The sequence below is a fragment of the Mycobacterium sp. MS1601 genome, from assembly GCF_001984215.1.
In the GTDB taxonomy this organism is placed as follows: domain Bacteria; phylum Actinomycetota; class Actinomycetes; order Mycobacteriales; family Mycobacteriaceae; genus Mycobacterium.
This window is the reverse complement of the sequence record NZ_CP019420.1, coordinates 971,290-994,534: the sequence shown is the minus strand read 5'-3', so window position 1 is coordinate 994,534 and position 23,245 is coordinate 971,290. Positions and strand designations below refer to the sequence as shown.

The window sequence follows — 23,245 nt, the reverse complement described above, 5'->3', positions numbered from 1 at the left end:
GGCAGCAAACTTGATGCTGAGTGTCGAGCTACCGTCTGCCCATGCCCTTGTACTCCCAGCCGGAGCTACGCCACTTCAGCTGGTCTAAGCAGTTTCGTCCGTCAATAATGCGCTTGAATCGGACGATGTGATCCAGCTGTTCGGGTTGAAGTTTGCGGAACTCATCCCACTCGGTCAGCACTAGTGTGACGTCGGCGCCCCTGCAGGCTTCATACACGTCACTTGCGTACTCGAGGGTGGGGAACATTCTGCGGGAGTTATCGATTGCCTTGGGGTCGTAGACGGAGACTGACGCGCCTTGGAGTTGTATCTGGCCCGCAATATTCAATGCTGGGGAATCTCGGATATCGTCAGAGTCAGGCTTGAACGCCGCGCCTAAGACTGCCACGCGGGTTCCTATCAGGGATCCGCCGGCCATCTCCCTTGCCATCTCCATCAGTTTGGCTCGACGTCTCATGTTGATACTGTCGACCTCGCGCAGGAAGGTGAGCGCTTGATTGGCGCCCAGTTCACCCGCTCGCGCCATAAACGCGCGGATGTCCTTTGGTAAACAGCCGCCGCCAAACCCGATGCCTGCGTTAAGGAAACGTCTGCCAATTCGTGCATCGTGCCCGATTGCGTCTGCCAACTCCGTCACGTCGGCACCTGCCGCTTCGCAGACCTCGGCCATAGCATTAATGAACGAAATCTTTGTGGCGAGGAATGCATTCGCTGCCGTTTTGACCAATTCTGCGGTTTCACGGTCTGTAACGAGGAACGGCACACCTTCCTCGAGAATGCTCGAATAGACTTCTCTGGCCACTTCCTCAGCGCGACCACTGCGCTTAGTGTCGACGCCCAGCACAATCCGGTCCGGATGGAGCGTGTCTTGTACCGCGAAGCCCTCGCGCAAGAATTCCGGGTTCCAAGCTACTTCGGCCGCGTCGCCCACAGGGGCTAGGCGCTGGACGAGCGAACTCACTCGTGCCGCGGTTCCGACCGGAACCGTAGATTTTCCAAAGATGACCGACGGCTTAGTTAACAAGGGCGCGAGTTTGGTAGCAACGGAGTCCACATATGTGACGTCTGCCGCGAATTCTCCGCGTTTCTGAGGTGTAGCTACGCCGATGAAGTGTACATCCGCGAACTCAGCGGCCTCTTCGTACGACGAGGTGAAGCGAAGGTGACCAGAGTCGACGCTTGCTCTGAGGACTTCGTCTAGGCCAGGCTCGTAAAAAGGTACTTCGCCCGCGCTGAGTTTCGCGAGCTTGGCTTCATCTATGTCGACACCAATGACCTCGTGACCGAGTTGAGCCATGCAGGCTGCGTGCGTGGCTCCAAGATATCCGGTACCGAAAACCGCTATGCGGCAACTCATTTCATGTCCCCCAGATTGGTCGTGAGCACCTATATTAGGGCACCCCGAGCTTGCTTGCGCTGCTTGTCGTGGCGGTTTCGCAACCGGACCAGCATCTACTAGTCCTGCCGTCTGCGCTACTCGTGGTGTGTGATGTAGCCGGTCGCTGCGCGTATGGTCTCGCTCTACTGCCGAGCGGGCCTCGCGGTCTGTCGGGTGAACTAAGGTTGGCCGAGCGCAAATTGCGCAGAGTGAAAGGGGCCCGCCCTGCACCTATTGTTCGTTTGCACCGGAAACATCTGCCGGTCACCGATCGGCGAACGACTTGCTGCAGCGTACGGAGCGGAACGTCAGATTCCGGATCTCGTGACGTCGAGTGCAGGTACTCGTGCAGTCATTGCGCATCCAATTCATGATCAAGCTGCTCTTGTCCTGGAGGGGCTGGGCGGCGACGCAACAAACTTCAGCGCTCGACAGTTGACGCCCAAGATCGCTGCGCAGGCTGATCTCATTTTGACTATGACCCGAGATCATCGTGACAAGGTGCTGTCGCTTGCACCGCGTCTCCTTCGCAGCACGTATACGCTTTCGGAGGCGGCGCAGCTTGCATCGCTCGAAGGGGTGGGTAGCGTGGCGGACTTTTCCCGCCTCCGCCCCCTCCTTAAGGCTGGCGCGGCTGAGGATGTTCCAGACCCAATCAATCAAGGGCCTGAAGTATTCGCTGAGGTCGGCAACACGATCGCGCGGCTTCTTGCGCCGGTAATTGAGCTCTGCGATCCTCTGAGTCCGGGGCGCCACGGCTGATGGCTGAGTGGGCATCGAGACTGAGCCTGTCGTGGGTCAGTATGGTGTTACTTATTCATCCATGCCTTCTATGACGGTTGACGCCTTATCTGAACTGCGGCCCTGCAAAGTTACGCGGGGGTGAATTTTGCTCGGCTGCGGGGAAGTCGGGACGAGCTGCGTGCTAAGTTTCCTGAGCGAACACTGTGCTCGCCTTGAGAAAACGGCAAAAGGTGGGCTAAAGTTGCAGCCCAAGGGGCTAACTTGGTGGGGGACAGATGACTGCGGTGGATGATCGATTGGGTGCGGCAGCAAACTCGCAACTCAGGACGTTGCTGTCCCCTGGGAGCAAGAAATACTCAGATTGGCAGCGGGATTACAGCCGCCGCCTGATCATTGTGGACGTTTTCGGAGTTGTCTTTGCGATTGCGCTCGCGCAGTGGCTCCGATTTGGCGAACTCCCCAACGCCGATGAGGCGCTCCACTATTCGAACTACACCGCTGTTTCGATTGTCATCACGCTCGGCTGGCTGGTGGCGCTGTCGATCAACCGGTCGCGCTCGCCGCGGGTTATCGGCTCCGGCGCTGAGGAATACCGTCGAGTTGTCCTGGCCACGCTGTCGACGTTCGGATTCGTCGCCGTCGTCTCGATGCTCTTCAAGCTCGAGATCGCCCGCGGTTACCTGATGATCGCGCTACCCGCCGGCATCGCCATTCTCACGCTGTTCCGCTGGCTGGCCCGCCGCCAAGTTGTCAAGGCGCGCGCACATGGTGAGTGCCTCACCCGCGTCCTGGTGGTCGGCAATGCGCCCGCGGTGCGCGACTTCACCCAGGCTTTGGCACGTGAACCATGGTCGGAGTACCGCGTGGTCGGTGCCTGTGTCTCCGGTGAAGAGAAGCGCACGCTGATCGACGTCCCCGGTGTCGGCACCATCCGCGCATTCGGCGACGAGTCCAACATCGCTGCCGCCGTGGCCGCCACCAACTGCCAAGCCGTGGCCGTGACGGCCACCGAGCGACTCGACGGACGCGGTATCCGCGACCTGTCATGGGAGCTCGAGAAGCACAACATCGACCTGCTCGTGTCGCCGGGAGTGGTGGACGTCGCAGTGCCGCGCCTGCAGATGCGTCCGGTGGCAGGCCTTCCGCTGATCCATGTGGAGAAGCCTCAGTACCACGGCGCCAAGCGATTTGAGAAGCGCCTCTTCGACGTCGTGTTCTCCAGCATGGTGCTGTTGGCGGCGGCGCCCATCCTCCTTGTTGTGGCGCTTGCCATCAAGCTGACCAGCAAGGGCCCGGTGTTCTACCGCTCCGAGCGCATCGGCATCGACGGCACCCCGTTCGAGATGATCAAGTTCCGCACCATGGTGCAGGGCGCAGACAGAATGGTCAGCCAGCTCGCGTCGCAGAACGAGAGCGACGGCGGGGTGCTCTTCAAGATCAAGGAAGACCCTCGCGTCACCCCGGTCGGAAAGTTCCTGCGGAAGTTCAGCATCGACGAGCTGCCCCAGTTCATCAACGTTCTCAAGCGCGATATGAGCGTCGTCGGGCCGCGACCGCCGCTGGCCAACGAGGTCAAGACGTACGACGATCACGTGCGCAAGCGCCTGCTGGTCAAGCCCGGCATCACCGGCCTATGGCAGGTCAGCGGCCGCTCCGACCTCTCCTGGGAGGACTCGGTACGCCTCGACATGTTCTACGTCGAGAACTGGACCATGATTTCCGACATGGTGATCGCGGTGAAGACGGTCCGCGCCGTCTTCACCAGCTCCGGCGCATACTGAGCGTCGCACTCCTCGATACGCCGCCGCAGGAACTGCCTGCCCGGCTCGGAGCCATTGAGCTCCAACGCCACTCGATAGCTGTCTGCCGCTTCGGGAAAGCGCTCGGCCCGGCGTAACAGATCGGCCCGCACCGTGGCCACCAGGTTTGACCGGACCAGGCGTGGGTCGTGGGCCACCCGCTCCAACGCTGCCAGCCCGGCGTCGGGACCGTCGCGAAAACCCACTGCCAGTGCACGGTTGGCGCGCACCACCGGTGAGTCCGTCATGGCCGCCAACCGGTCATAGGCCGCACAGATGGTGCCCCAGTCCGTCCGTTCCCAACTGGGGGCCGACGCGTGGACGGCGGCGATGACGGCCTGGGGGAGATATGGCCCGCCTGCGCCGGCGGCCGTTCTCAGCCTATCCAGGCCGTGCGCGATCTTGGTCACGTCCCAGCGCCGGCGGTCCTGCTCATCCAGCGGTACCAACGCACCGCAAGCATCGACCCGCGTCGAGCGTCGTGAATCATGCAGCAGCACAAGCGCTGCCAACGCACGACAATCCCGGTCACCGGGCATCAACGTGCACAGTTCACCGGAGAGCCGCACCCCTTCGTCGCACAGCTCGTCCCGCACCGCAGACGGTCCGGCCGTGGACCAGTAGCCCTCGGTGAACACCGAGTACACACACGACAGCACATGCGGAACCCGCTCGGGCAGCAGTTCGGCGGGCGGCACCCGTAGCGGAATGTTGGCAGTGCGAATCTTGTTCTTGGCCCGGGTTATTCGCTGCGCTACGGCTGCCTCGCTCTGCAGCAACGCCCTGGCGATCTCGGCGACGGTCAACCCCGCGACCAACCGCAGGGTCAACGCGAGCTGAGAAGTGCGCTCCAATGCGGGATGCGCGCAGGTGAACATCATTCGCAGCTCGTCGTCGCGCACGGGATGCGGGTCGGTGCTGTCTATCCGGGCCAACACCTCATCCCTTGCCGCAGTCAATTCCTTGCCCGGGCGCGCAGATTCGCGCCGAAGCCGATCTCGCGCGCGGTTGCGTGCCACCGTCAACAGCCAGGCGCCCGGGCTGTCGGGCGCACCGTCACGTGACCAAATGTTCAAGGCCTCAGTGCATGCCTCCTGGACGGCGTCCTCGGCGATGGTGAGATCGCCGCACCAGCGCGCCAGCGCGGCCACGGTAGAACCCCACTCGCGCCGGAAGACGCCGTCCAGGTCCGTCATGAAGAGTTACACAGCAGAGATGTTGGCCAACTGACGCAACTCCACCACCGAGACTGGGATCTTTGCAGCGATCTCGACGGCCTCGGTTTTGTCGGCGGCCCGCAGCAGATAGAAGCCGCCGGCCACCTCGGCGCCTTCGGCGTACGGTCCGTCGGTGAAGATGGCGTCACCGTCGCGGACCTTCACCGTGGTGGCCGTTGACGGAGGGTGCAGGGCCGCGCCGCCGAGGATGTGCTCACCGTATTTCCTCCCGAACGCCTCGTGCTGGGCGACATCGGCATTCCATTCCGGTGTGCCCGGATCGGGAAAATCCGCTCCGGGCGGCTCCAGTAGCAGCGCGAACCAGTCAGCGCCCAGCGGCCCTTCCGGTGCTTCCCAGCCGACCATCGGCCACACCTCGACACCGCCTGCCTTGCGCGCCGGGATGTGGCGGGCCAACTGCAGTGCGTCGTCCAGATTGTCTGCTTCGAAAACGTAGTAGCCGCCCGCTATTTCGGCGCCCTCGGCGAAGGGCCCGTCGGTCACCACTCCACCTGAGATGCGCACCGCGTCAGCCGCCGGGCACAGCGCATCGCCGCTCCGGATGGCGTGACCGGCGCGAGTGTTGAAGTCGGTGTACTCCGCCATGATCGCCTCCTCAGCGGCGGCGTCGTACTCACCGGTGGGCTCGGGGCCCCGCAGAATCGCCAGATAGTGCATGGTCATCCGTCCTCGAGTTAGGAGCGCAACCTCATGTTGAACTCTCTACCTGACCGACGAACAGCGCCACACAGATCCGACAGAATTCCAGAACGGATTTCACACCACCACGGGCGCCGCGGTGTGGGAGTTGATCACCACCAGCGCACTGATCCATTCACCGGTCGAGGGATCCCGCAGCGAGACCGGCTGCACCAGGCGCGTGCCATCGGCACTGACCTGCAGCGGACCTTTGCGCGGGCCGGGCACCGTGACTGGTGTGCCGATCAACGCGCCGTGGGCGGTGCTGTAGGCCGCCACCACGGCGGTGTAGGTGTTGGTGTCCTGATGATGCACCGAGGTGACGACGTACAGGCGGCTGCCGTCCGGGCTCAACACCGGAGCGGACCCCGCAATGACCTGCCCTGCCTGCGGGGACCAGGTTTCGGTGATGCCGCCCGTCACGGTGTTGATGACCAATACGACGGTCTCGGTGCGACCAGCCACGGTCCTGGTGACGGCGAGATATCCGGGCTCACCGGCGTTGCCGGCAAACGTCATCTCGGCAACCGGGGTGCCCGGCAGCGTGGTGGCCGACACCAGAGCGCCGGTGACGCTGTCGATCACCATCAGCTTCGTGGCAGTGGTCAGGTACACCCGGTGTCCGTCGTCGCTGTCCTGCCCATGCCCCACCAGTGGACCCGGCAGCTCGACAGTGTTCAGCAGCGCTCCGCTGCCGGTGTCGATCACCAGCATGCGCGTGGACCAGTCCACGCCCGAGGGTGTCTTCTCTTGGACCAGTTGGAATGCGCGGGTGCCGTCAGCGCTGAACTGCACGGAGCCATTACCGTCTTCGACGGTTTTGGCCACCCGTAGCTCGATCGGTTCCCCCACCAGCTGCCCGGTGGCGGTGTCGATCACTGTCAGATACAGGCTCTCCGCATCGGCGGGACCTTCATGCTGGTCACCGCGGCGATGGACGGTCAACAGGTAGGCCCGGGTGCCAGTTGGATTGAACTGCACGGGGAAACCGTTGTCGTCGATGCCGCGAGTGTGTGCGGTACCGATCAACGTGCCGTCTTCGGCATTGATGGTCGCCAATTGTGTTGTCGCAGGCTCGATCCTGGTGCCGAAGTCGGTGACCGTGACCTGGACGAAGCGGGTGGGATCAGCGGTTGACCGCTGCAGCGTGCCGCGGGCGCGGCCTTCCAGAACGGTGGTGTGCAACAGGGTTCCGTCGGTGGCGTCGAACATCGCCACGCGGGTGGTCTCCGCGAACGTCACAGGATCCCACACATTGGTGGACACGAACGCGCGGCTGCCGTCGGGACTGAAGAACAGCACGGGCTCGGTATCGGGTGACCCACTGTCACTGACGGCATAACCGTTGAGCACCAACGGATCACCGATCAACGCACCGGTGTGGGCATCCACCACGGCCACCCTGGCGGTCGCGGTGTTGGTGAAGTAGATGTCCACGGTGGTGACCGCGTACACCCGGGTGCCGTCCTTGCTCAACGCGAGGGGACCGGCGGGGTGCCCGTCGACGGTGACCGGGGTGTCGACCAGCGTGCCGGTGGCGATATCGATGACGGCCAGCGTGGATTCCTGTGGCTTGGTGGCATCGACGCCAGAGCCCAGGTTCTGCGTCAACATGTAGGCACGGGTGCCGTCCGCGCTGAACACCAACGGTTCACGGCTCAACCGGTCATTGGTGTGGATGCGAAACGACCCGTCGACCACGATCGGGGTACCCACCAGGGTGCCGGTGGTGGTGTTGATGACGGTGAGTTCGGTGAACCAGACCCGGTTGTTCTCATCGAATGTCTGGGTGGTCTGGAAGGCGCGGGTGCTGTCATCACTGAGCTGCAGGTGGCCGGCTCGGTGAGCCTCGATGACGAAGCGGGACCCCACCAGATCGCCTGTCGCAGAATCGATGACCACCACGGTGGTGGTGTAGCTGTCGGTGTCCTCGTGGTACGCCTCGCTGGTCTGCACGACGCGGGTGCCGTCCTTGCTCACCTGGAAATCGCCGGGTCGGCCGACCAGGGTAACGGGCGCGCCCAGGACAGCACCGGTGTTGGTGTCGACAACGGTGACCCGGGTGCGGTATTCACCCGTCGTAGCGTCATAGATCTCGGAGGTGCGGTAGGCGCGGGTGCCGTCCGAGCTCATGACGAGGCCGACAGGTGTTCCGGCCGTGCGGATCTCGGTGATCACGGTCAGGCCGTTCACATCGTAGGAGACCTCGACCACGGTTGACGTGGCGTCCGACTGCGCCAGGCCGAGCAGCTGCGCACCCTGATGGATGACACCCTGGATCATGCCCGCCACTCCGGGCAGCCGGTAGGCCGCGGTGTTGCTGGCAGTGACCGTGAAGGTATCGGTGCCACCGACAGCGGCCAGTTCCGCGCCAGGGGTGTAGGTGAAGGCGCCGGTTGCCGGGTCGATCACCACCGACCCCTTGGGGGTGCTGCCGCTGCCGGAGTAGGTGAGTGCGGCGCCCTGGAAGTCCTTGCCGTTGAGGTCACCGGTGACCTCACCGGCCGCGGTTTGCCCTGTCTTGACGGGATCGAGAACCGGGCTGCGGTTGAAGAACGTGTAGCCGATCTCCCGGCGGATCCAGGCCAGAACGGCCCAGGCTGTGGGATTGCTCGCGGGGCTTGCCGGGGCGGTGCCGGCGTGCGGAGCGAAGCCGAACCACGACAGCACGCTGGTGACGAACGTCTGTACCGGATTGGCGGGTGCCACCACGGCCGCGGCCACGGTGGGAATCGTGACGGTGAGAGGCTCGGCCGCTGCGGTCACGATGTCGGGGTTGTTGCCGGAGTCGGTTGCCGCCGTCGGCTCGGTTTTGGTCTCGGTGGCGGTATCGGCCTCGAGACCGGCCTCGCTCTCAGCGGTGGCCGAAACCTCCTGCGGCTCCGGCGAATTCTGCTCGACGAGCCGGCGCTCGGTGACGGTGACCGTCGGCGCGCGCGTCACCGTGCCCGAAGTGCTGTCGTCCTCGTCGGGAACGTCCTCGTCGTCGGCGGAAGCGGCATCCTCTGACGCGTCGTCGTCGCCCTCGTCGACTTCATCGCCCTCGTCTTCGCCGTCAGCGTCGGCATCGTCCACCTCCGCGCTGTCGTCCGTGTCGTCGTCCTCGGAGGGCTCATCGGAAGGGGAGTCGTTCTCAGGCGTCGACTCCTTCTCCGGGCTCTGCACGTCGGAGCGGTCATTGTCTGCAGACGGCGCCACCTTCGCCGAATCCTCGGCCAGAGCGATGGCCGGGCTGTTGGTGACCACCATCCCGATACCCAGTGCGACAGCCAGCGCTCCGACTCGACCGATATACCGTGCAGAACCCACTCTGTACCTCTTCCGAAGCGGATGTGCGCCGACTGGCGGCGGCATGAGCATAGCTGCAGCAACTCTGGTTCGATAGCTGAAACGAAACATGCGTTAGAAACAGCAAATTTGGTTGCGCAGATGTCAGTTTCTGGCCGGATCGAAGACCTGTAGAAAGATGAATGGCATCAGCTGGTTACGGCCATGGACTTACTGTCTGCTCATCGCGGGCTGCAGCGGTCAATAGTTCCGCTAACTACAGACGCTGTACTGATGGCTCACGACGGATTTGCTCTTGGGTTTCGCGGGATGCGGCCGCGCAGCGCGGGCCACTGACGAAGGTCGCAGGCGCGGGTGCCCTCTTCGCGGATCTGGATCCACGCCCGTGCCGGCCCACCATCCGTGTCGAATCTCGACAGGCCGGCGGGCTCCCAAAGCTTCTGCGCGGCAAGGGAACTCCCGATGCCGAGCTAGCTGGCTTCCTTGACGTAGGTGACGAGGCTGACATCGATGGATTCGTCGACGAAGTAGTACTGGCAGCCGGTCAGGTACTTCATGTACCGGTTGTAGTTCTCCTCATCGGTGGCCGCGATGGCCTCGTCCTTGTGGTTCTCCAGCGCCGCGGCCCAGATACCGAGTGTCTTGATGTAGTGGTTGCGCAGCGACATCGCCTCGGGCACGGTGAAACCGGCCTTCTCGCCGTGCTCCACCATCATGTCCGTGGTGGGGATGCGGCCGCCAGGGAAGATCTCGGTGATCATGAACTTGATGAAGCGGGCCATCTCGAACGTCAGCTTCTTGCCGCGTGCCTGCAGATTGTCCGGGTGGTAGCTCACGCTGCTCTGGATGGTCATCCGGCCGTTCGCGGGCAAGATGTCATAACAATTCTTGAAGAACTGGTCGTAACGTTCGAAGCCGAAGTGCTCGAAGGCCTCGATGGAGACGATGCGGTCGACAGGGGAGTGGAACTGCTCCCAACCCTCGAGGCGCACGTCGAAGGTGCGCTCGCTGTCGATCCGGCCGAGAAGCTCATTGCAGTACGCCTGCTGGTTCTTGCTCAGCGTCAACCCGATGACGTTGACGTCGTACTTCTCCATCGCGCGCTGCAGCGTCAGACCCCAGCCGCAGCCGATCTCCAGCAGCGTCATGCCGGGCTCGAGATTCAGCCGGTCCAGATGCTGGTCGACATTGGCGATCTGTGCCTCGGACAACGTGCAGTTGGGACCGGTGAAGTAGCCACAGCTGTACTTGCGGGTGGGGTCCTGGAACACCCCGAAGAAGTCGTCCGACAGGTCGTAGTGAGCCTGAATGTCGTCAAAGTGCGGCGTCAGATCCTTGGTACCAGCGGAATTATCAGACATAGCTTCTCTTACTCGGCCTTTCCATAAACCGGCGCCCCTGGCTAACCTTCCAAGACGACCGCAACTAGCCCCTCACCATAGCGTTTTGCCGGTGACTGACCCTAATTCGACGCCGACTTCTCCAGCGTGAATTGGCAAACGTCCGTGTAACCCTTCCGGAAAGCATCGGCACACCCGGTGAGGTAGTGCATGTATCGGTCGTAGACCTCCACCGACTGCACCTCGATGGCCTCCTCGCGATGCGCCTCCAGCGCTGCCGACCAGTGATCGAGGGTCTTGGCGTAGTGCGGTTGCAGCGATTGTGTGCGAGTCAACGTGAAGCCGGCCTTTTCGGCGTGCTCGCCCGCCAACTCGATGGTCGGCAGATATCCACCGGGGAAGATCTCGGTGAGGATGAACTTGATGAACCGTGCCACCGAGAAGGTGAGCGGGATGCCCCGCTCGATCATCTGGGGAATGGTGAGTGCGGTGATGGTGTGCAGCAGCATCACACCGTCGTCGGGAAGCACCTTGTAGGCCGTGGTGAAGAAGTCGTCCCAACGGTCCTTGCCGAAATGCTCGAAGGCGCCGATGGACACGATGCGGTCGACGGGCTGTTCGAAATCCTCCCAACCCTCCAGCCGCACCTCCTTGGTGCGCGGGCTGTCGGACTCGGCGAACACCCGCTCAACCTGGGCCTTCTGATTCTTGCTCAACGTCAGTCCGATGACATTCACGTCATACTTTTCCACGGCGCGCATCATCGTTGCGCCCCAACCACATCCGATGTCCAACAGGGTCATCCCCGGCTGCAGCCCGAGTTTGCCGAGCGCCAGATCCACCTTCGCGAGCTGGGCTTCCTCGAGCGTCATGTCATCACGTTCGAAGTATGCGCAGCTGTACGTTCGACTCGGATCGAGGAACAGTGCAAAGAATTCATCTGACAGGTCGTAATGCGCCTGTACGTCGTCGAAGTGCGGTTTCAGTTTTTTCGCCATGACTTGATGTCCTTCTGGTGAAACCAGAGGCCGGTCAAGCGTCCCCCCGAGACGCGTGATTAACCCACTTGCAGCGCCGACTCTACATGCAGGTGGTCAACTGGCCGAGTCAAACCGCGCCGGTGGTCGTCGACGGACGCTCGGCGAACGTGACGCACAGTTCACCGACGATCTGATCCCACAGCGGTTCGGGCAACTCGTGGCCCATCCCGGGAAACAACACCAGCCGGGCGCGCGGAATCGTTGTCGCGATGGACCGTCCGCCCGACGGGCGCATCAGTCGGTCGGCGAGTCCGTGGATGACCACCGTGGGCGCGGTGATCTGACGGTCATAGTGCACCAGGCTGCCGCTGCCGAGGATGGCGCCGAACTGGCGCGACACTCCCCATGGGTAGTAGCTGCGGTCATAGCCGGCAATGACGTCGGCGCGCACCCTGTCTTCCGGAGCCGGGTAGCCGGGGCTGCCGATGATCTTGCTGACCCGCACGGCGTTTTCGACGATCACCTCACGCGGAGAGTCCGGGTGAGGGCCCTTGATGACGGCGAACAATGCCCGCGGATCCGGTGGCGGCAGCGCCGCACGATTGTTGCTGGAGAAGATGACGCCCAAGCTGTTGGTGGCCGCGCTGTGCCGGGCGGCGAACACCTGGGCAATCATGCCGCCCATAGAAGCGCCGACGATGTGCGCCGAGTCGATGCCCAGGTGAGAGAGGACAGCGGCGGCGTCGTCGGCCATGTCTTCGAGCGTGTAGACCGACGGGCTCCTGCGGCCGATCAGTGAGCGCGCCATGCTCGCGTACTGATTGGTGACGACTTTCTTACCGTCCAACTTGGTGGACAGTCCCACGTCGCGATTGTCGAACCGGATGACTCGCAGACCCCTGTCGACCAGCTTCTCGCAGAACCCGTCACGCCACAGCAGCAGCTGCGCTCCCAGACCCATGATCAGCAGTACCGCCGGATCATCGGGATTGCCGAGGTCTTCGAAATAGATGTCCAGATCGGCTGACCCGCCGGGTTCGTCGAGCGGCGCTTTTCCGCGAGTAAGAGGCCCGGCTTTGGACCCGCCGGGTTCGTCGAGCGGCGTTGTTCCGCGAGTAAGAGGCCCGGCTTTGGACTTGGCGTAACCGCTGCGGAGGTCCACTCAGACCTCGGACTTCTGGTGCTCGCGGCTGACTTCCACCATGAAGTTCGCGAAGTAGCCGGAGAACTGGGGATCGTTCATCATCTGCCACCTGGGCGCGAGCAGCTTCATGTAGCGCTCGACATAGAGGAACTGCTTGCCGATGAGTACCAGCTCACGCGGCAGCTTGACGTCGTAGGCCTCGGCCAGCTTGGAGAGCTGCTTGCCGATGTCGGCATAGGACATGTCACCCAGGGTTTTCATGGTCAGCGGCTCGGCGAACTGCTGCAGGTCCTTGGCGGCCTGGGCTTCCGGCTTGACCGTGCCAACCGCCCCGAGCAGGACGACGATCTTGCCTGCGGCGGCGTGGTCCTTCTTGACCAGTAGGGAGTGGATGAGCTCACGCAAGAGCCAGCGGGTGCGGGGGTCGATGCGGCCCATGATGCCGAAGTCCAGGAACACCACCTGGCCCTTGTCGTTGACCAGCAGATTGCCCGCGTGCAGGTCGCCATGGAACAGCCCGTGCCGCAGGCCGCCCTCGAAGGTGGAGAACAGCAGCGCCTTGACCAGTTCGGTGCCATCGTGGCCCATCTCCTTGATGGCCTTCACGTCATCGATGCGGACACCGCTGACGCGCTCCATGGTGAGCACACGCTCGCTGGTCAGATCCCAGTACACGTCCGGCACCTTGATGTTGCGACCCAACGGGGACGCGTGCAGGTGGCTGACCCAGGCGTCCATCGACTGCGCCTCGAGTCGGAAGTCGAGCTCCTCGGCCAGGTTGTCGGCGAAATCGGCGACGACGTCTTGGGCAGAGAGCCGTCGGCCCAGCTTCGCGAACTCCACCACCTGGGCGAATCGCTTGAGGATCTGCAGATCGGCGGCGACACGGCGGCGGATCCCAGGCCGCTGGATCTTGACGACCACCTCTTCACCGGTATGCAGGGTGGCGAAGTGCACCTGCGCGATGGAGGCGCTGGCGAACGGCTTTTCCTCGAAGTGCTTGAAGAGGTTCTGCGGCTCGTCGCCCAGTTCCTCCTTGAACAGCTGGTGCACTTCGGCGGTGTCTGCCGGCGGCACCGCGTCGAGCAGGCTGCGGAATTCGCGGCTCAGCGGCTCACCGAAGGCGCCGGGGCTGGAGGCGATGATCTGGCCGAACTTGACGTAGGTGGGGCCCAGGTCGGCGAAGGTCTGCGGAATCTCCTTGATGACCTTGGACTGCAAAGATCCTCGGGCTTTGATCTTGGAGACGACGCGGGCGCCTGCTCGGGTGAGCTGCCAACCCGTCACGCCGATCCGGGCGGCCTCGGCGGGCAGCGGCACCCGGTCGAGTTTGGCCACCTCGCGGTGTTTGGTTGAACTCATGTCTTGCAGTGTCTCAAATCTGCTGGTGTGCGCCCAATCAAGGTGTGGTATGTCGGTGCCGGCTGCCATGGTTCCCAGATGGATACCCGGTTACGCCTGCGCTGCATCGACCTGCGCTATCTGCTGGTCACATACATCTTCGAGCACGGCACCGTGTCCGTGGACGAACTGGTCGAGTCTGTGCAGTACCAAGGATTCGACATCAGAGGCCGGCCGTCGAAAACGGTGTCGGACGCCCTTCGCACCGACGTCAAGATCGGGCGGGTGTACCGACGCGGGCGCGGGCTGTACGGGCCGGGGGAGATGGCGCGGGCCACCGAGTACCGCATCGACCGGCGTGTGCGTGCGCTGCGTGTGTTGGTCGCCGACACCACTCGCGCGGCGTAGGTCGTTGCCGGGGCTGCTTCGGGTTGTCCATGGCAAGCCCAATCTGCCCGCGTCTGTGCGACTGTGATGCGACAACTCGGTGTGTCGCAAGGGTGTCGCACAGAGGCGGGCACGAAGGTGCTCCCTGCCGAGCAAGGGGCGGAAGTGACGGCTGTGGTTCACGCCGGTGCAGAGCGTCACACCCCACCGAGACGAATCAGCTGAGCGGGCAACGCTGGGCCTCGATGGCGGTGTGGATGAAGGACATCTTGCCCAGCACCGGCGTGGGCAGCACAAACGGATAGAGATCGTCGCGTCCCATGGACCTGTTGACCATGTTGAGCGACCACGCCAAGGGCAGCCACATGTTGATGATCTCGTCAAAAGCGCTGGTGCGCATATTGTTTCGCTCAAAAGTGGCGTCATCTGGGGCCAGTCCGAATGCGCCTGCGGTGTCGAGGGTGTCGCGGATGTGCAGGTAGTGGGCGAATGTCTCTGCCCAGTCCTCGGACGCGTGCATGGCGGCGTAGGCCGACACGTGGTGATCTCGCCAGGAGTCGGCAGTCGCACTGTTGTAGTGACCGTCGAGCGCGGACTGGTAGTCGGCGTCCGGATCGCCGAACAGGGCCCGGAACTCCGCGTATCTGGTCAGCGACGCCCCGACCAGGCGATGGAAGTAGGCGTGGCCGATCTCGTGCCGAAAGTGTCCGAGCAAGGTCCGGTAGGGCTCGTCCAATGCGACACGCACGTGTTCGCGGTGCACATCATCGACCTCTGCGAGATCCATTGTGATGACCCCGTTCTCGTGGCCGGTGGACACCGGTTCGAAGGTGCTGGACAGCAAGTCGAAGGCCAGTCCGAACTCGGGATCCTCGGTGCGGCCGACAATCGGGAGCCTCAGCTCGGCCAATTCGGCGATCAGGCGTCGCTTGGCCCGCTCGGCCGCGGCGAACTGAACCATGCCCGCAGAATCGGCGTCATTGGGCCGGGTGCGCGTCAGCCGACACGACCGGCAGAGCCCACCCACGTCGGTGCCGCCGCCGGCCACCGCCCAATTGCAGGCCGCGACATCCAGATTGGAGCACAGCGTGTAGGCGCCCGCAGCCACCACCTCACCGGGAAAACCTGCCGCATCGGGGATGGCGAGCATTGCGGCTTCCTCCAACGCGAACGCCAACCTGCTGCCGCATGACAGGCAGACCGAGTTCTCGAAGGCCAGGTGCTGGCCGCATCGGGGGCACCTCAGATCCCGCATCTACGCGCGGACCTCCTCGGAGGCGCGCAGCCCCAGCAAGTCGGCGGGCGCCGCGGAGTTGTCGCGGGCAGCCGCAGCCATCATGATGGCGTGCGCGTCGGCGGCATCGGTCTCCGGAGGCACCACCAGCAGAATGATCCGGCCGTGCGGGCCCACCAGCTCGATGGTGTTCATCGGCTGGCGGCGGTAGCCGCCAAGGCGCAGCCGCTGAGTGCCGAGGGTGATCTTGCGGGGCACATCCGCCCAGCTGCCCAGGTGGTAGAGCACACAGTCAACAGGTCCCAGCCGAACCGACAACACCGTTACAAGATCCGGCAATTCGGTTGTGAGTTCTGTGCTTTCGGGCCACCACGCACCGTCGACATAACCGGTTTGCGGTCCTTTGGGCTTCAGCCGGAGCCGGGGAGTGCTGTGGTGCTCGACGTCATCGAGAGGTTGTTGTGGCGTCATGACGACGCTCCCATCTAGACCGGAAATGTAGCCGGATCCTGATAACCGACGATGACACGGCTCGAATGGTCACGTGTGCGAAGTACCGCCTGACACCCACTGTACGCTGCTGCGATCAGTCGCACGGGCAAGCGCCGCGGTGGGTACGGTAGAGGCATGCGTCGCGATCGAACATTGACCTGGTTCTACCGGCTCCACCGTGGACATCAGGCCGCCCTGCTGGCCAATCCTCATGGGTATGTGCCTCATAGCGTAGCGGTATCCATTGCCGCGCAAACTGTTCGAGCGCGCAGCAACGAAGCCGTGCAGCATCCCGGACGCTGGTTGCTTCGCAGCTTCGAAGCCAACTTGCTGGAGGACGAACGTCACCGCCTTGACGACTGGTGGGATCGACTGTTGCCCGAGGTGCAGTCCGCGCTCCTGGCGTGCCGGGCCTCCCAGGTGCCGCGCGAGCACAGGGAAGCGGTGCTTGACCTGATGCCCGGCGGCATCCGGGCGGGGACCGATCTCGACGAGGACTTCGAAATGTCGGGAATCGCCGCTGCGTACCTGGAAATGGTGGCGTCGGCGTCCGCGGACGCCACCTCGGCAACGCCGTAGGTCAGCTGGGCCGGCCGCCACCTGGACTGTCGGGAAACAGGTCATCGACCGCTGCAGGGTGGCCGAAGGCGTAGCCCTGGGCGTACTCGACCCCCAGCTGAGCCAAGATCTGGCTTTGGCTTTCGGTTTCGACGCCTTCGGCGATCAACGTGGCGCCGGTCTGTCCCGCGACCCGCACAAACGCGGTGACAAACGTCTGGCGAACAGGGTCAGCCTCCAGATCTGCGACGAGCTCACGGTCGAGTTTGATGACCTCGGGGCGAAGGCGCAGAATTCGAGTCAGTGTGGAGTACCCGCTGCCCGCATCGTCGACTGCGAGCTGGATGCCGCTTCCTCGCAATCCGTGCAGTTCCACGTCCATGGCCGGCGTGGTCGCGTGGTACTCGGTGAGTTCGACGACCAATGCCCGACTCTGCGCCAGCAGCAATTCTCGCGCAGCTGGATGTAGCGCAACCAACGGACTCAAATTCACACTGAGGATGAAATGATCCGGAATCTTTCGGGCTGCCAACAGAACTGCCTCCAACGCCCGCAGTTCCATCCGGTGGCCCCACAGTGACGCCCGCGCGCCACCGAAGAGGTCAGCGGCCTGGCCCGGCGCTCCGCTGAATCGGGACAGGCCTTCGAACCCCACCACCTGTCGATCAGGCAACCTGACAATGGGCTGGAACACCGCACTCAGCGCACGGGGCTCGAGAAACCAGGGGCCGAAATGTAAGTCGTGGGCCGGGGCGTTCGACAACACCGGCGTGACCGAGCCGGCTGATTCCGCCCGCAGAAGGCTGGACAGGAGATGCCCGAGCCTTTCGCTTCCGAGCACCAGCGGGATGATCGCGGCCGAGATCGAGGTGATGTGCTCGATGGCGGCGGTGCGGTATGTCCGAGGGGCAGTACTGGCCAGCACCAAGGCACCGATGGTCAGGTTCTGGGCGACCAACGGAATCACCAGTGCGCTGCGCAGCTCCAGCGTCGCTGCCAGGGCGCGTGGCAGATCTGACACCCATGGGTCGGTTGTCAGATCATCAATTGCCATAGGCGCTTTCACGTCCGCCCAGTTGGCCTGAGTCTCCGGCTCCAGGCTGACGACTCGCCCGGCAACCGGAGACAATTCACCGACAGCAGCGGTGATCATCAGTCCGGTTGGGGCGGTGCAGAACCCGATTGCCGCGCCGACGGTATAGGGAATGAAGGCGCGAAGCGCACCGACCAGCCTCTCCATGGAACAGCGCCACGCCTTCCACCGGACACACATAGGGCGTCGGCACCGGCGTGGTGCGAGCCGTGGTTGCTTCTGTCAGAATCGGACACATTTTTACCACGGGCGTCAGTAGCCGTCCACGCGAAATGACCGTGCGTGCTGTGGCCCCGTCAGCCGTTCACCGGCTGTTTGCCCCACGGCGTCAGCCACGGCGTCGGCTCCCAGTCCTCCAACCCGGCCAACAGCTCGTACAGCGTTGCGCCATCGATGCTTTCGCGGATGATGTCCGCCTGCCCGGCGTGCCGGGCCAGCTCCTCGATCATGTGGAACAGCACCCAGCGCACCGACCATGCGGACACGTCCTTGGGGAACCACGGCACGTCCTGGGGGATGGGTACGGCCGCGCCGAGGTCGACGGTCTCGATCAGCGCGACGGCTTCGGCATTGCCGACGTCGAAGGCGGCCAGGATCCCCGCCAGTGTCTCGTCGTCGCGCATGACGAACTCGCCCTCGTACTCCGCGGCCTGCTCCTGAATGGATCTGGTGTCTGCCGGCGTGGGTTCGGGAGCCGAAGCCACTCGCTGCATCCAGCCGCGCTGGCAGTTGGTGACGTGCTTGATGATGGCGCCGATGGACAGCGCGCTGACCGTGGGCTTGGAGCGTGCCTGCTCATCGGTGAGTCCGAACGCGATGGCGTGAAAGGCGTAGTGCTGAGCCTTGAGGTACTCCAGAAGTCCGGCGCGTTCATCGGCGACGGGTGGGGGCATAGCGGCCATGTCAGTTCTCCTTGTGTGCGTAAAGGTCACGGATGCAGGCGATTTCAGCTCCGTGGTGGATAATTTCCCGGTTGATGTGCAAGATCAGCGTGATCATCGGCTCGGCAGCCCAGCCGCCCTCGGCCGCGCCCACCGGCCGCGCCAGGCCGTCGTCGTCGAGGGCGCTTACCCCGTCCATCCAGCCGCGGTAGGCGTCGTCGAACTGGCGCAGCGCGGATTGGGCGTCGGTGGCGTAGTCCCAGCTGTAGTAGTCGGCAGGCGGACCACCGAAATGGTTGTGGGTGCGCATGGCGAGTACACCGACGATCAGGTGCGCCATCCGCCACGCGATGGTGGTGAACGGCGCCGGCTCGGGCGGGGGATGAGCGAAGTCGATGCTCCCGTCAGGGTGCAGGGTCCAGCAGTCGGACACCGGTTCGAAGAAGTACTCGTCGTCGGTCAGGCCCTCCAATCGGGGTCGCAGCGCGCTCTGCCAGTGGAAGTCGAGCTGGTAGACCAGCTGGTCGGTGAGGCTTCGGGCGGTCATGAACACAGCGTCACACCCATATAGGACAGTTTCGGTCCTAAAAGTGCGAAATACTGCTGGCATGTCCGAAACCACGGGCCGTGTGCTCCATCTCCTGGGCCTGTTGCAGTCCCGGCGGGTGTGGACCGGCGAGGAGCTGGCCGAGCGCCTCGGCGTCACCGGCCGCAGCGTGCGCCGTGACGTCGAACGGCTGCGCGACCTCGGGTACCCCGTGCAGGCCAGTACCGGCCTCGGCGGCGGGTACCAACTGGGCGCCGGCGCCGCCCTGCCGCCGCTGCTGCTCGATCCCGAAGAAGCCGTCGCCATGGCGGTCTGCCTGCGCCTGGCCGCCGGAGGCAGCGTCGCCGGAGTGGGGGAGTCCGCGCTGCGGGCGCTGTCCAAACTCGATCAGGTGATGCCGGCCAGGCTGCGGTCGCAGGTCTCGGCCGTGCGCGAGTCGACGGTGACACTGGCCTCCGGGTCGGACACTCCCGTCGAACCCGACGCGCTGATGTCGCTGGCGCGAGCCTGCCGCGACCACGAACACGTCGACACCACCTACACCGACATCCGCGGCAATCAGACATCGCGACGCCTCGAGCCGTATCAGTTGGTGACCACCGGGCGCCGTTGGTACTTGCTGGCCTGGGACCGCGACCGCCAGGACTGGCGCACCCTGCGGCTGGACCGGATGGACGACGTCCGTGCCCGCGGCACCACCTTCACCCCGCGCGAGGCGCCCGACGCGGCCACCTACGTCAGCCGCGCCATCAGCAGCAGCTCCTACCGCTACGTCGCGCAGGTGCGGTTCTTCTGTTCCAAAGAGATTGTGGAACAGTTCTTTTCGCCGTCATCGGCAACGGTGGAAGCGGAAGGCCCGGACTCCTGCCTGGTGAGCGCCGGCGCCGACGACCCCGAGAAGATCCCGCTGTTTTTGGCGATGGTCGGCGCGGACTTCGAGATCCTGGGCCCGCCCGAGGTGATCGAAGGAGCGCGTGTGATGGCGGCGCGGCTGAGCGCCGCCGCTACGTGATGTCCAACTGATCGGTGAGGAACAGAAACGCCGACGCAAACGGATGCTCGGCAGTGGCCGCACGCACGGAAGCCCATTCCACGGCCTCACGCACCGCTCGCACACCCGGCAGCAGCGCGGCGAAATCGCAGTGGTGCTCGTTGAGCGACAACAGCTTTTCCGTCACCACCTCGGTGGGCGGCACCACGGGCATCCGGATCGCCAACACGTCGACCTCCTCGGCCGCATCCAACGTTTCCGCCGTCACCGCCACACCATTGAGGCGGTGCAGCACGTCGATCACGAAGTCACCGTCGACGCAGGCCTTGAACAGCCAGTCCTCCGGAGTGCGCTCGATGGTGAACCCGGCCTTCTCCAACGTCAGCGCCGCCGCCTCGACGTCTTGTTCGGCCACCAGGAAGTCCACGTCGTGCACAGGCTCCGGCCCGCCGTACACCCACAGCGCGTAACTTCCGGCCAACGCAAAACCCGGACCATGGTCCTTGAACGCCGAGGCCGCACGCCTCAGCGCATCACGCAGGTCGTCATTTCGGGCGAGCATGGGTACCTAGTACCCATGAGGATGGCAACCTTCAACATCCTGCACGGACGCAGCGTGCACGACGGCGAGGTGCGGTTGGACCGATTGGCCGACAGCATCAAAGAACTCGACGCCGATGTGCTGGCTCTGCAAGAGGTGGACCTGGACCAGCCGCGCTCGGCCATGGCCGATCTGACTGCGGTGGCCGCCGAAGCCATGGGAGCGGTGAGCCACCGCTTTGTCGCCGCAATAGCCGGAACCCCCGGAGCCACGTGGATGGCGGCGACGGGAACAGAACAACCCGGCACCTCCGGCTACGGCATCGCCCTGCTGTCGCGGTTCCCCGCCATCAGCTGGCAGGTGCTGCGACTGCCGCGCATTCCATTCCGGTTCCCCATGTACCTGCACGAGCCGGGCAAGGTGCTGGTGGTCGACGAGGAACCACGCGCCGCCATGGTGGCCCGATTGGAGACACCGCTGGGGCCGATGACCGTGGCCAACACCCACCTGTCGTTTGTGCCCGGATGGAACCTGACCCAGCTACGCCGGCTGATCCGCGACATGCGCGGCTTCCCCGGACCACACGTGCTGATGGGTGACCTCAACATGACACCACGCACCGCCAGGCGAACCTCGGGGCTACGACCACTGGCGACGGCGACCACGTTTCCCGCCGATGTGCCAACCAGGCAGCTGGATCACATCCTCACCGACGGCCCGTCACTACGCGGTACCGACGTCTCCACTCCGCTGCTGAGCATCTCCGACCACCGGCCGCTGGTTGTGCAGGTGTCGCAGGCGTAGGCCGGGCCTCTTGGCTCCACCTGCTCCGTGCCAGCGCAACCGCAACAGCAGCACACTGCGGTGCGCCTCGAATCCCAGTGAGATCAGATCTCGCGAGTTTGCTTTCACAATGACTCCACTGTGACACAGCTTCGCGGTTGCGGCCCGGCGCACAATGCCTGTCGCTGGTCACAGCCCAATGAACTCTTGGGCACGATCGGTGAACGGACAGTGGCAACGGCGCTTCAGCCCGACAAGCTAGACCACATGGCACGGCCAACCCAGCAGATGGCGACCGTCTCGGTCTCCGTCGAAGACGTCGACGCGCGCGAAGCGCAGTTTCGTGCCAACACCCCCGGAGCGGCATTACCCCTGATAGGGACCTCGCAGTGGAGGCAGCTGCGGCAATGGCTACAGCAATTGATCCTGACCGAGCGGGTGCTGCGCGCCGAAGCCGTGCGCCTGGGGATCTACGCCGAGCACGCGCCGGCGCTGGCTGACGTGCTGCCCGACGGCACCGCGCGCTTCGAGGTGGGCAGCATCGCCTCGGCCGCTCTGGCCGACCCGCTGGCGCGGGCGGTGTTCTGGTACGTCACCGAGGACATCGACGTCAGCGAGATGGAAGTCGCGGCCTACCACGAGCGCAACCCGCGCCGCTTCGTGTCCTCGGTGAGGTGCGTCGGAGGAACGCCCACACTGGATGCGGTGCGCCCGGCAATTGCCGCACACCTGAGGGGCACCGCCCGCAGGCGCGCGTTCCGGCAGTGGCTCGAGACCCGCAGCGCCGAACTGCTGCATACCGGCAACCGACACTCCGGGGACCCCCGCCGTCCCCGCCGACGATGATGTCCGGCCTGACGCTCGCACTCGACATCGGCGGCACCAAGATCGCCGCCGGGCTGGTGGACGCCGACGGCACGTTGCTCACGTCGTCGCGGCAACCCACGCCACGCGGCAATGACCCCGAGAAGGCGTGGGAGGTGCTGATGCACCTCATCTCTGCGATGACAGCCGACAGCGATGTCACCGGCGTCGGCATCTCCGCAGCGGGACCCGTCGATCTGCCCTCGGGCACCGTCAGCCCGATCAACATCCCGGCCTGGTCTAAGTTCCCGCTGCGCGACCGCGTGGCGACGGTCCTGCCCGGTGTACGTGTGCAGATGGCCGGCGACGGCGTGTGCATGGCTCTCGGCGAGCACTGGCGAGGCGCGGGTCGGGGGTCGTCGTTCATGCTGGGCATGGTCATCTCGACGGGTATCGGTGGCGGCCTGGTACTCGACGGCAAGCCCTACGTGGGGCGCACCGGCAACGCCGGACACGTCGGCCACGTCGTCGTCGAACCCGGTGGCCCGCTGTGCACCTGCGGCGCGCGCGGCTGCGTCGAGGCCATCGCCGCCGGGCCGCGAATGGCGCAGTGGGCACACGAACTGGGCTGGGACGCGCCGCCATCGGCAGGGGCTCGAGAGCTGGCCGAGGCCGCTCGTGGGGGAGAAGGCGTGGCGCTGCGTGCTTTTCAGCGCGCCGCCGATGCGGTGGCCGCCATGATCGCCTCGGTGGGGGCGGTCTGCGATCTGGACCTCGCTGTCATCGGCGGTGGGGTGTCCTTGGCCGGCGACGTGCTGTTCGACCCGCTGCGCGAGGCGCTGGCCGGATACGCGCGGCTGGATTTCCTGACCGGCATGCAGGTGGTGCCCGCCACCCTGGCCGGCGACGCCGGATTGATCGGAGCGGCGGCGCTGCTGCGCTCCTAGCAAGCTTGTTTTCTACGCCACGGCTGCGGTCCAACGATTTCCGCGACCCGGCTGCAG

At 64.5% G+C, this 23,245-nt stretch carries 22 protein-coding genes; 8 read left to right on the top strand and 14 right to left on the bottom strand.

Features of this window, described 5'->3' with window-relative positions:
* Positions 1-28 precede the first annotated feature (28 nt).
* Positions 29-1,357: a UDP-glucose dehydrogenase family protein gene (locus tag BVC93_RS04705; protein ID WP_083736161.1), complete on the bottom strand. Its 1,329-nt coding sequence runs from the start codon at positions 1,355-1,357 to the stop codon at positions 29-31.
* Between the two features lie 246 nt (positions 1,358-1,603).
* Here BVC93_RS04705 and BVC93_RS04700 point away from each other — a divergent pair, with 246 nt between their 5' ends.
* A complete protein-coding gene (locus tag BVC93_RS04700; protein WP_083736160.1) occupies positions 1,604-2,140 on the top strand; it encodes an arsenate reductase/protein-tyrosine-phosphatase family protein in 537 nt (178 codons plus the stop codon).
* A gap of 257 nt (positions 2,141-2,397) precedes the next feature.
* A complete protein-coding gene (locus BVC93_RS04695; protein ID WP_083736159.1) occupies positions 2,398-3,903 on the top strand; it encodes a sugar transferase in 1,506 nt (501 codons plus the stop codon).
* Here BVC93_RS04695 and BVC93_RS04690 read toward each other — a convergent pair.
* The 7 genes from BVC93_RS04690 to BVC93_RS04660 form a co-directional block, all read right to left on the bottom strand.
* On the bottom strand, positions 3,816-5,117 hold the full coding sequence (locus tag BVC93_RS04690) for an RNA polymerase sigma factor (protein ID WP_083736158.1): 1,302 nt from the start codon (positions 5,115-5,117) through the stop codon (positions 3,816-3,818). The genes BVC93_RS04695 and BVC93_RS04690 overlap by 88 nt on opposite strands.
* A 6-nt stretch (positions 5,118-5,123) precedes the next feature.
* Positions 5,124-5,822 (bottom strand): YciI family protein, encoded by a 699-nt coding sequence (locus BVC93_RS04685; RefSeq protein ID WP_442929019.1) that lies wholly within the window; start codon positions 5,820-5,822, stop codon positions 5,124-5,126.
* Between the two features lie 93 nt (positions 5,823-5,915).
* A complete protein-coding gene (locus BVC93_RS04680) occupies positions 5,916-9,146 on the bottom strand; it encodes a YncE family protein (protein WP_157516767.1) in 3,231 nt (1,076 codons plus the stop codon).
* A 449-nt stretch (positions 9,147-9,595) separates the two neighbouring features.
* Positions 9,596-10,486: a cyclopropane mycolic acid synthase family methyltransferase gene (locus tag BVC93_RS04675; protein WP_083736156.1), complete on the bottom strand. Its 891-nt coding sequence runs from the start codon at positions 10,484-10,486 to the stop codon at positions 9,596-9,598.
* 101 nt (positions 10,487-10,587) lie between these two features.
* Positions 10,588-11,463, bottom strand: a complete 876-nt coding sequence (locus BVC93_RS04670) for a cyclopropane mycolic acid synthase family methyltransferase (RefSeq protein ID WP_083736155.1) — start codon at positions 11,461-11,463, stop codon at positions 10,588-10,590.
* 109 nt (positions 11,464-11,572) lie between these two features.
* Positions 11,573-12,607, bottom strand: coding sequence for an alpha/beta fold hydrolase (locus BVC93_RS04665; RefSeq protein ID WP_083736154.1), 1,035 nt, complete (start codon positions 12,605-12,607; stop codon positions 11,573-11,575).
* Complete coding sequence (locus tag BVC93_RS04660; RefSeq protein WP_083736153.1) at positions 12,608-13,951, bottom strand: ABC1 kinase family protein; 1,344 nt, start codon at positions 13,949-13,951, stop codon at positions 12,608-12,610.
* 78 nt (positions 13,952-14,029) lie between these two features.
* On the opposite strand from BVC93_RS04660, the gene BVC93_RS04655 reads away from it, so the two are divergent.
* A complete protein-coding gene (locus BVC93_RS04655; protein ID WP_083740798.1) occupies positions 14,030-14,338 on the top strand; it encodes a hypothetical protein in 309 nt (102 codons plus the stop codon).
* A gap of 196 nt (positions 14,339-14,534) precedes the next feature.
* Here the strand turns inward: BVC93_RS04655 and BVC93_RS04650 are convergent, their stop codons facing one another.
* Both BVC93_RS04650 and BVC93_RS04645 read right to left on the bottom strand, forming a co-directional pair.
* The gene (locus tag BVC93_RS04650) at positions 14,535-15,572 is read right to left on the bottom strand and encodes a zinc-binding metallopeptidase family protein (RefSeq protein WP_083736152.1); all 1,038 of its coding nucleotides are present in this window, start codon (positions 15,570-15,572) and stop codon (positions 14,535-14,537) included.
* Positions 15,573-16,022 (bottom strand): DUF5994 family protein, encoded by a 450-nt coding sequence (locus BVC93_RS04645; RefSeq protein WP_083736151.1) that lies wholly within the window; start codon positions 16,020-16,022, stop codon positions 15,573-15,575.
* Positions 16,023-16,178: 156 nt separating this feature from the next.
* On the opposite strand from BVC93_RS04645, the gene BVC93_RS04640 reads away from it, so the two are divergent.
* On the top strand, positions 16,179-16,622 hold the full coding sequence (locus tag BVC93_RS04640) for a hypothetical protein (protein WP_083736150.1): 444 nt from the start codon (positions 16,179-16,181) through the stop codon (positions 16,620-16,622).
* Between the two features lies 1 nt (position 16,623).
* On the opposite strand, the gene BVC93_RS04635 is transcribed toward BVC93_RS04640, so the two are convergent.
* From BVC93_RS04635 to BVC93_RS04625, 3 genes are all read right to left on the bottom strand, one after another.
* The gene (locus tag BVC93_RS04635; RefSeq protein ID WP_192860191.1) at positions 16,624-17,841 is read right to left on the bottom strand and encodes a sensor domain-containing phosphodiesterase; all 1,218 of its coding nucleotides are present in this window, start codon (positions 17,839-17,841) and stop codon (positions 16,624-16,626) included.
* A 149-nt stretch (positions 17,842-17,990) separates the two neighbouring features.
* Positions 17,991-18,596 (bottom strand): DinB family protein, encoded by a 606-nt coding sequence (locus BVC93_RS04630; RefSeq protein ID WP_083736148.1) that lies wholly within the window; start codon positions 18,594-18,596, stop codon positions 17,991-17,993.
* Between the two features lies 1 nt (position 18,597).
* Entirely contained in the window at positions 18,598-19,122 is a 525-nt protein-coding gene (locus BVC93_RS04625) for a DinB family protein (RefSeq protein WP_083740797.1), read from the bottom strand.
* A 61-nt stretch (positions 19,123-19,183) separates the two neighbouring features.
* Here BVC93_RS04625 and BVC93_RS04620 point away from each other — a divergent pair, with 61 nt between their 5' ends.
* The gene (locus BVC93_RS04620) at positions 19,184-20,134 is read left to right on the top strand and encodes a helix-turn-helix transcriptional regulator (protein ID WP_083736147.1); all 951 of its coding nucleotides are present in this window, start codon (positions 19,184-19,186) and stop codon (positions 20,132-20,134) included.
* Here BVC93_RS04620 and BVC93_RS04615 read toward each other — a convergent pair.
* Complete coding sequence (locus BVC93_RS04615; RefSeq protein WP_083736146.1) at positions 20,127-20,675, bottom strand: hypothetical protein; 549 nt, start codon at positions 20,673-20,675, stop codon at positions 20,127-20,129. The genes BVC93_RS04620 and BVC93_RS04615 overlap by 8 nt on opposite strands.
* 15 nt (positions 20,676-20,690) lie before the next feature.
* On the opposite strand from BVC93_RS04615, the gene BVC93_RS04610 reads away from it, so the two are divergent.
* From BVC93_RS04610 to BVC93_RS04600, 3 genes are all read left to right on the top strand, one after another.
* Complete coding sequence (locus BVC93_RS04610) at positions 20,691-21,458, top strand: endonuclease/exonuclease/phosphatase family protein (RefSeq protein WP_083736145.1); 768 nt, start codon at positions 20,691-20,693, stop codon at positions 21,456-21,458.
* Between the two features lie 246 nt (positions 21,459-21,704).
* Positions 21,705-22,283, top strand: a complete 579-nt coding sequence (locus BVC93_RS04605) for a DUF7158 domain-containing protein (protein ID WP_083736144.1) — start codon at positions 21,705-21,707, stop codon at positions 22,281-22,283.
* Complete coding sequence (locus BVC93_RS04600) at positions 22,283-23,188, top strand: ROK family protein (protein ID WP_083740796.1); 906 nt, start codon at positions 22,283-22,285, stop codon at positions 23,186-23,188. Before BVC93_RS04605 ends, BVC93_RS04600 begins: the two co-directional genes overlap by 1 nt.
* The last annotated feature ends 57 nt before the right edge of the window (positions 23,189-23,245 follow it).

What these genes read in the sequence shown, in the direction of transcription:
- BVC93_RS04670 (WP_083736155.1), bottom strand. Translation starts at nt 11,463, where the DNA reads ATGGCGAAAAAACTGAAACCGCACTTCGACGACGTACAGGCGCATTAC.
- BVC93_RS04630 (WP_083736148.1), bottom strand. Translation starts at nt 18,596, where the DNA reads ATGGCCGCTATGCCCCCACCCGTCGCCGATGAACGCGCCGGACTTCTG.
- BVC93_RS04635 (WP_192860191.1), bottom strand. Translation starts at nt 17,841, where the DNA reads ATGGAGAGGCTGGTCGGTGCGCTTCGCGCCTTCATTCCCTATACCGTC.
- BVC93_RS04675 (WP_083736156.1), bottom strand. Translation starts at nt 10,486, where the DNA reads ATGTCTGATAATTCCGCTGGTACCAAGGATCTGACGCCGCACTTTGAC.
- BVC93_RS04650 (WP_083736152.1), bottom strand. Translation starts at nt 15,572, where the DNA reads ATGCGGGATCTGAGGTGCCCCCGATGCGGCCAGCACCTGGCCTTCGAG.
- BVC93_RS04645 (WP_083736151.1), bottom strand. Translation starts at nt 16,022, where the DNA reads ATGACGCCACAACAACCTCTCGATGACGTCGAGCACCACAGCACTCCC.
- BVC93_RS04705 (WP_083736161.1), bottom strand. Translation starts at nt 1,357, where the DNA reads ATGAGTTGCCGCATAGCGGTTTTCGGTACCGGATATCTTGGAGCCACG.
- BVC93_RS04620 (WP_083736147.1), top strand. Translation starts at nt 19,184, where the DNA reads ATGTCCGAAACCACGGGCCGTGTGCTCCATCTCCTGGGCCTGTTGCAG.
- BVC93_RS04625 (WP_083740797.1), bottom strand. Translation starts at nt 19,122, where the DNA reads ATGACCGCCCGAAGCCTCACCGACCAGCTGGTCTACCAGCTCGACTTC.
- BVC93_RS04685 (WP_442929019.1), bottom strand. Translation starts at nt 5,822, where the DNA reads ATGACCATGCACTATCTGGCGATTCTGCGGGGCCCCGAGCCCACCGGT.
- BVC93_RS04695 (WP_083736159.1), top strand. Translation starts at nt 2,398, where the DNA reads ATGACTGCGGTGGATGATCGATTGGGTGCGGCAGCAAACTCGCAACTC.
- BVC93_RS04640 (WP_083736150.1), top strand. Translation starts at nt 16,179, where the DNA reads ATGCGTCGCGATCGAACATTGACCTGGTTCTACCGGCTCCACCGTGGA.
- BVC93_RS04615 (WP_083736146.1), bottom strand. Translation starts at nt 20,675, where the DNA reads ATGCTCGCCCGAAATGACGACCTGCGTGATGCGCTGAGGCGTGCGGCC.
- BVC93_RS04610 (WP_083736145.1), top strand. Translation starts at nt 20,691, where the DNA reads ATGAGGATGGCAACCTTCAACATCCTGCACGGACGCAGCGTGCACGAC.
- BVC93_RS04690 (WP_083736158.1), bottom strand. Translation starts at nt 5,117, where the DNA reads ATGACGGACCTGGACGGCGTCTTCCGGCGCGAGTGGGGTTCTACCGTG.
- BVC93_RS04660 (WP_083736153.1), bottom strand. Translation starts at nt 13,951, where the DNA reads ATGAGTTCAACCAAACACCGCGAGGTGGCCAAACTCGACCGGGTGCCG.
- BVC93_RS04655 (WP_083740798.1), top strand. Translation starts at nt 14,030, where the DNA reads ATGGATACCCGGTTACGCCTGCGCTGCATCGACCTGCGCTATCTGCTG.
- BVC93_RS04600 (WP_083740796.1), top strand. Translation starts at nt 22,283, where the DNA reads ATGTCCGGCCTGACGCTCGCACTCGACATCGGCGGCACCAAGATCGCC.
- BVC93_RS04605 (WP_083736144.1), top strand. Translation starts at nt 21,705, where the DNA reads ATGGCACGGCCAACCCAGCAGATGGCGACCGTCTCGGTCTCCGTCGAA.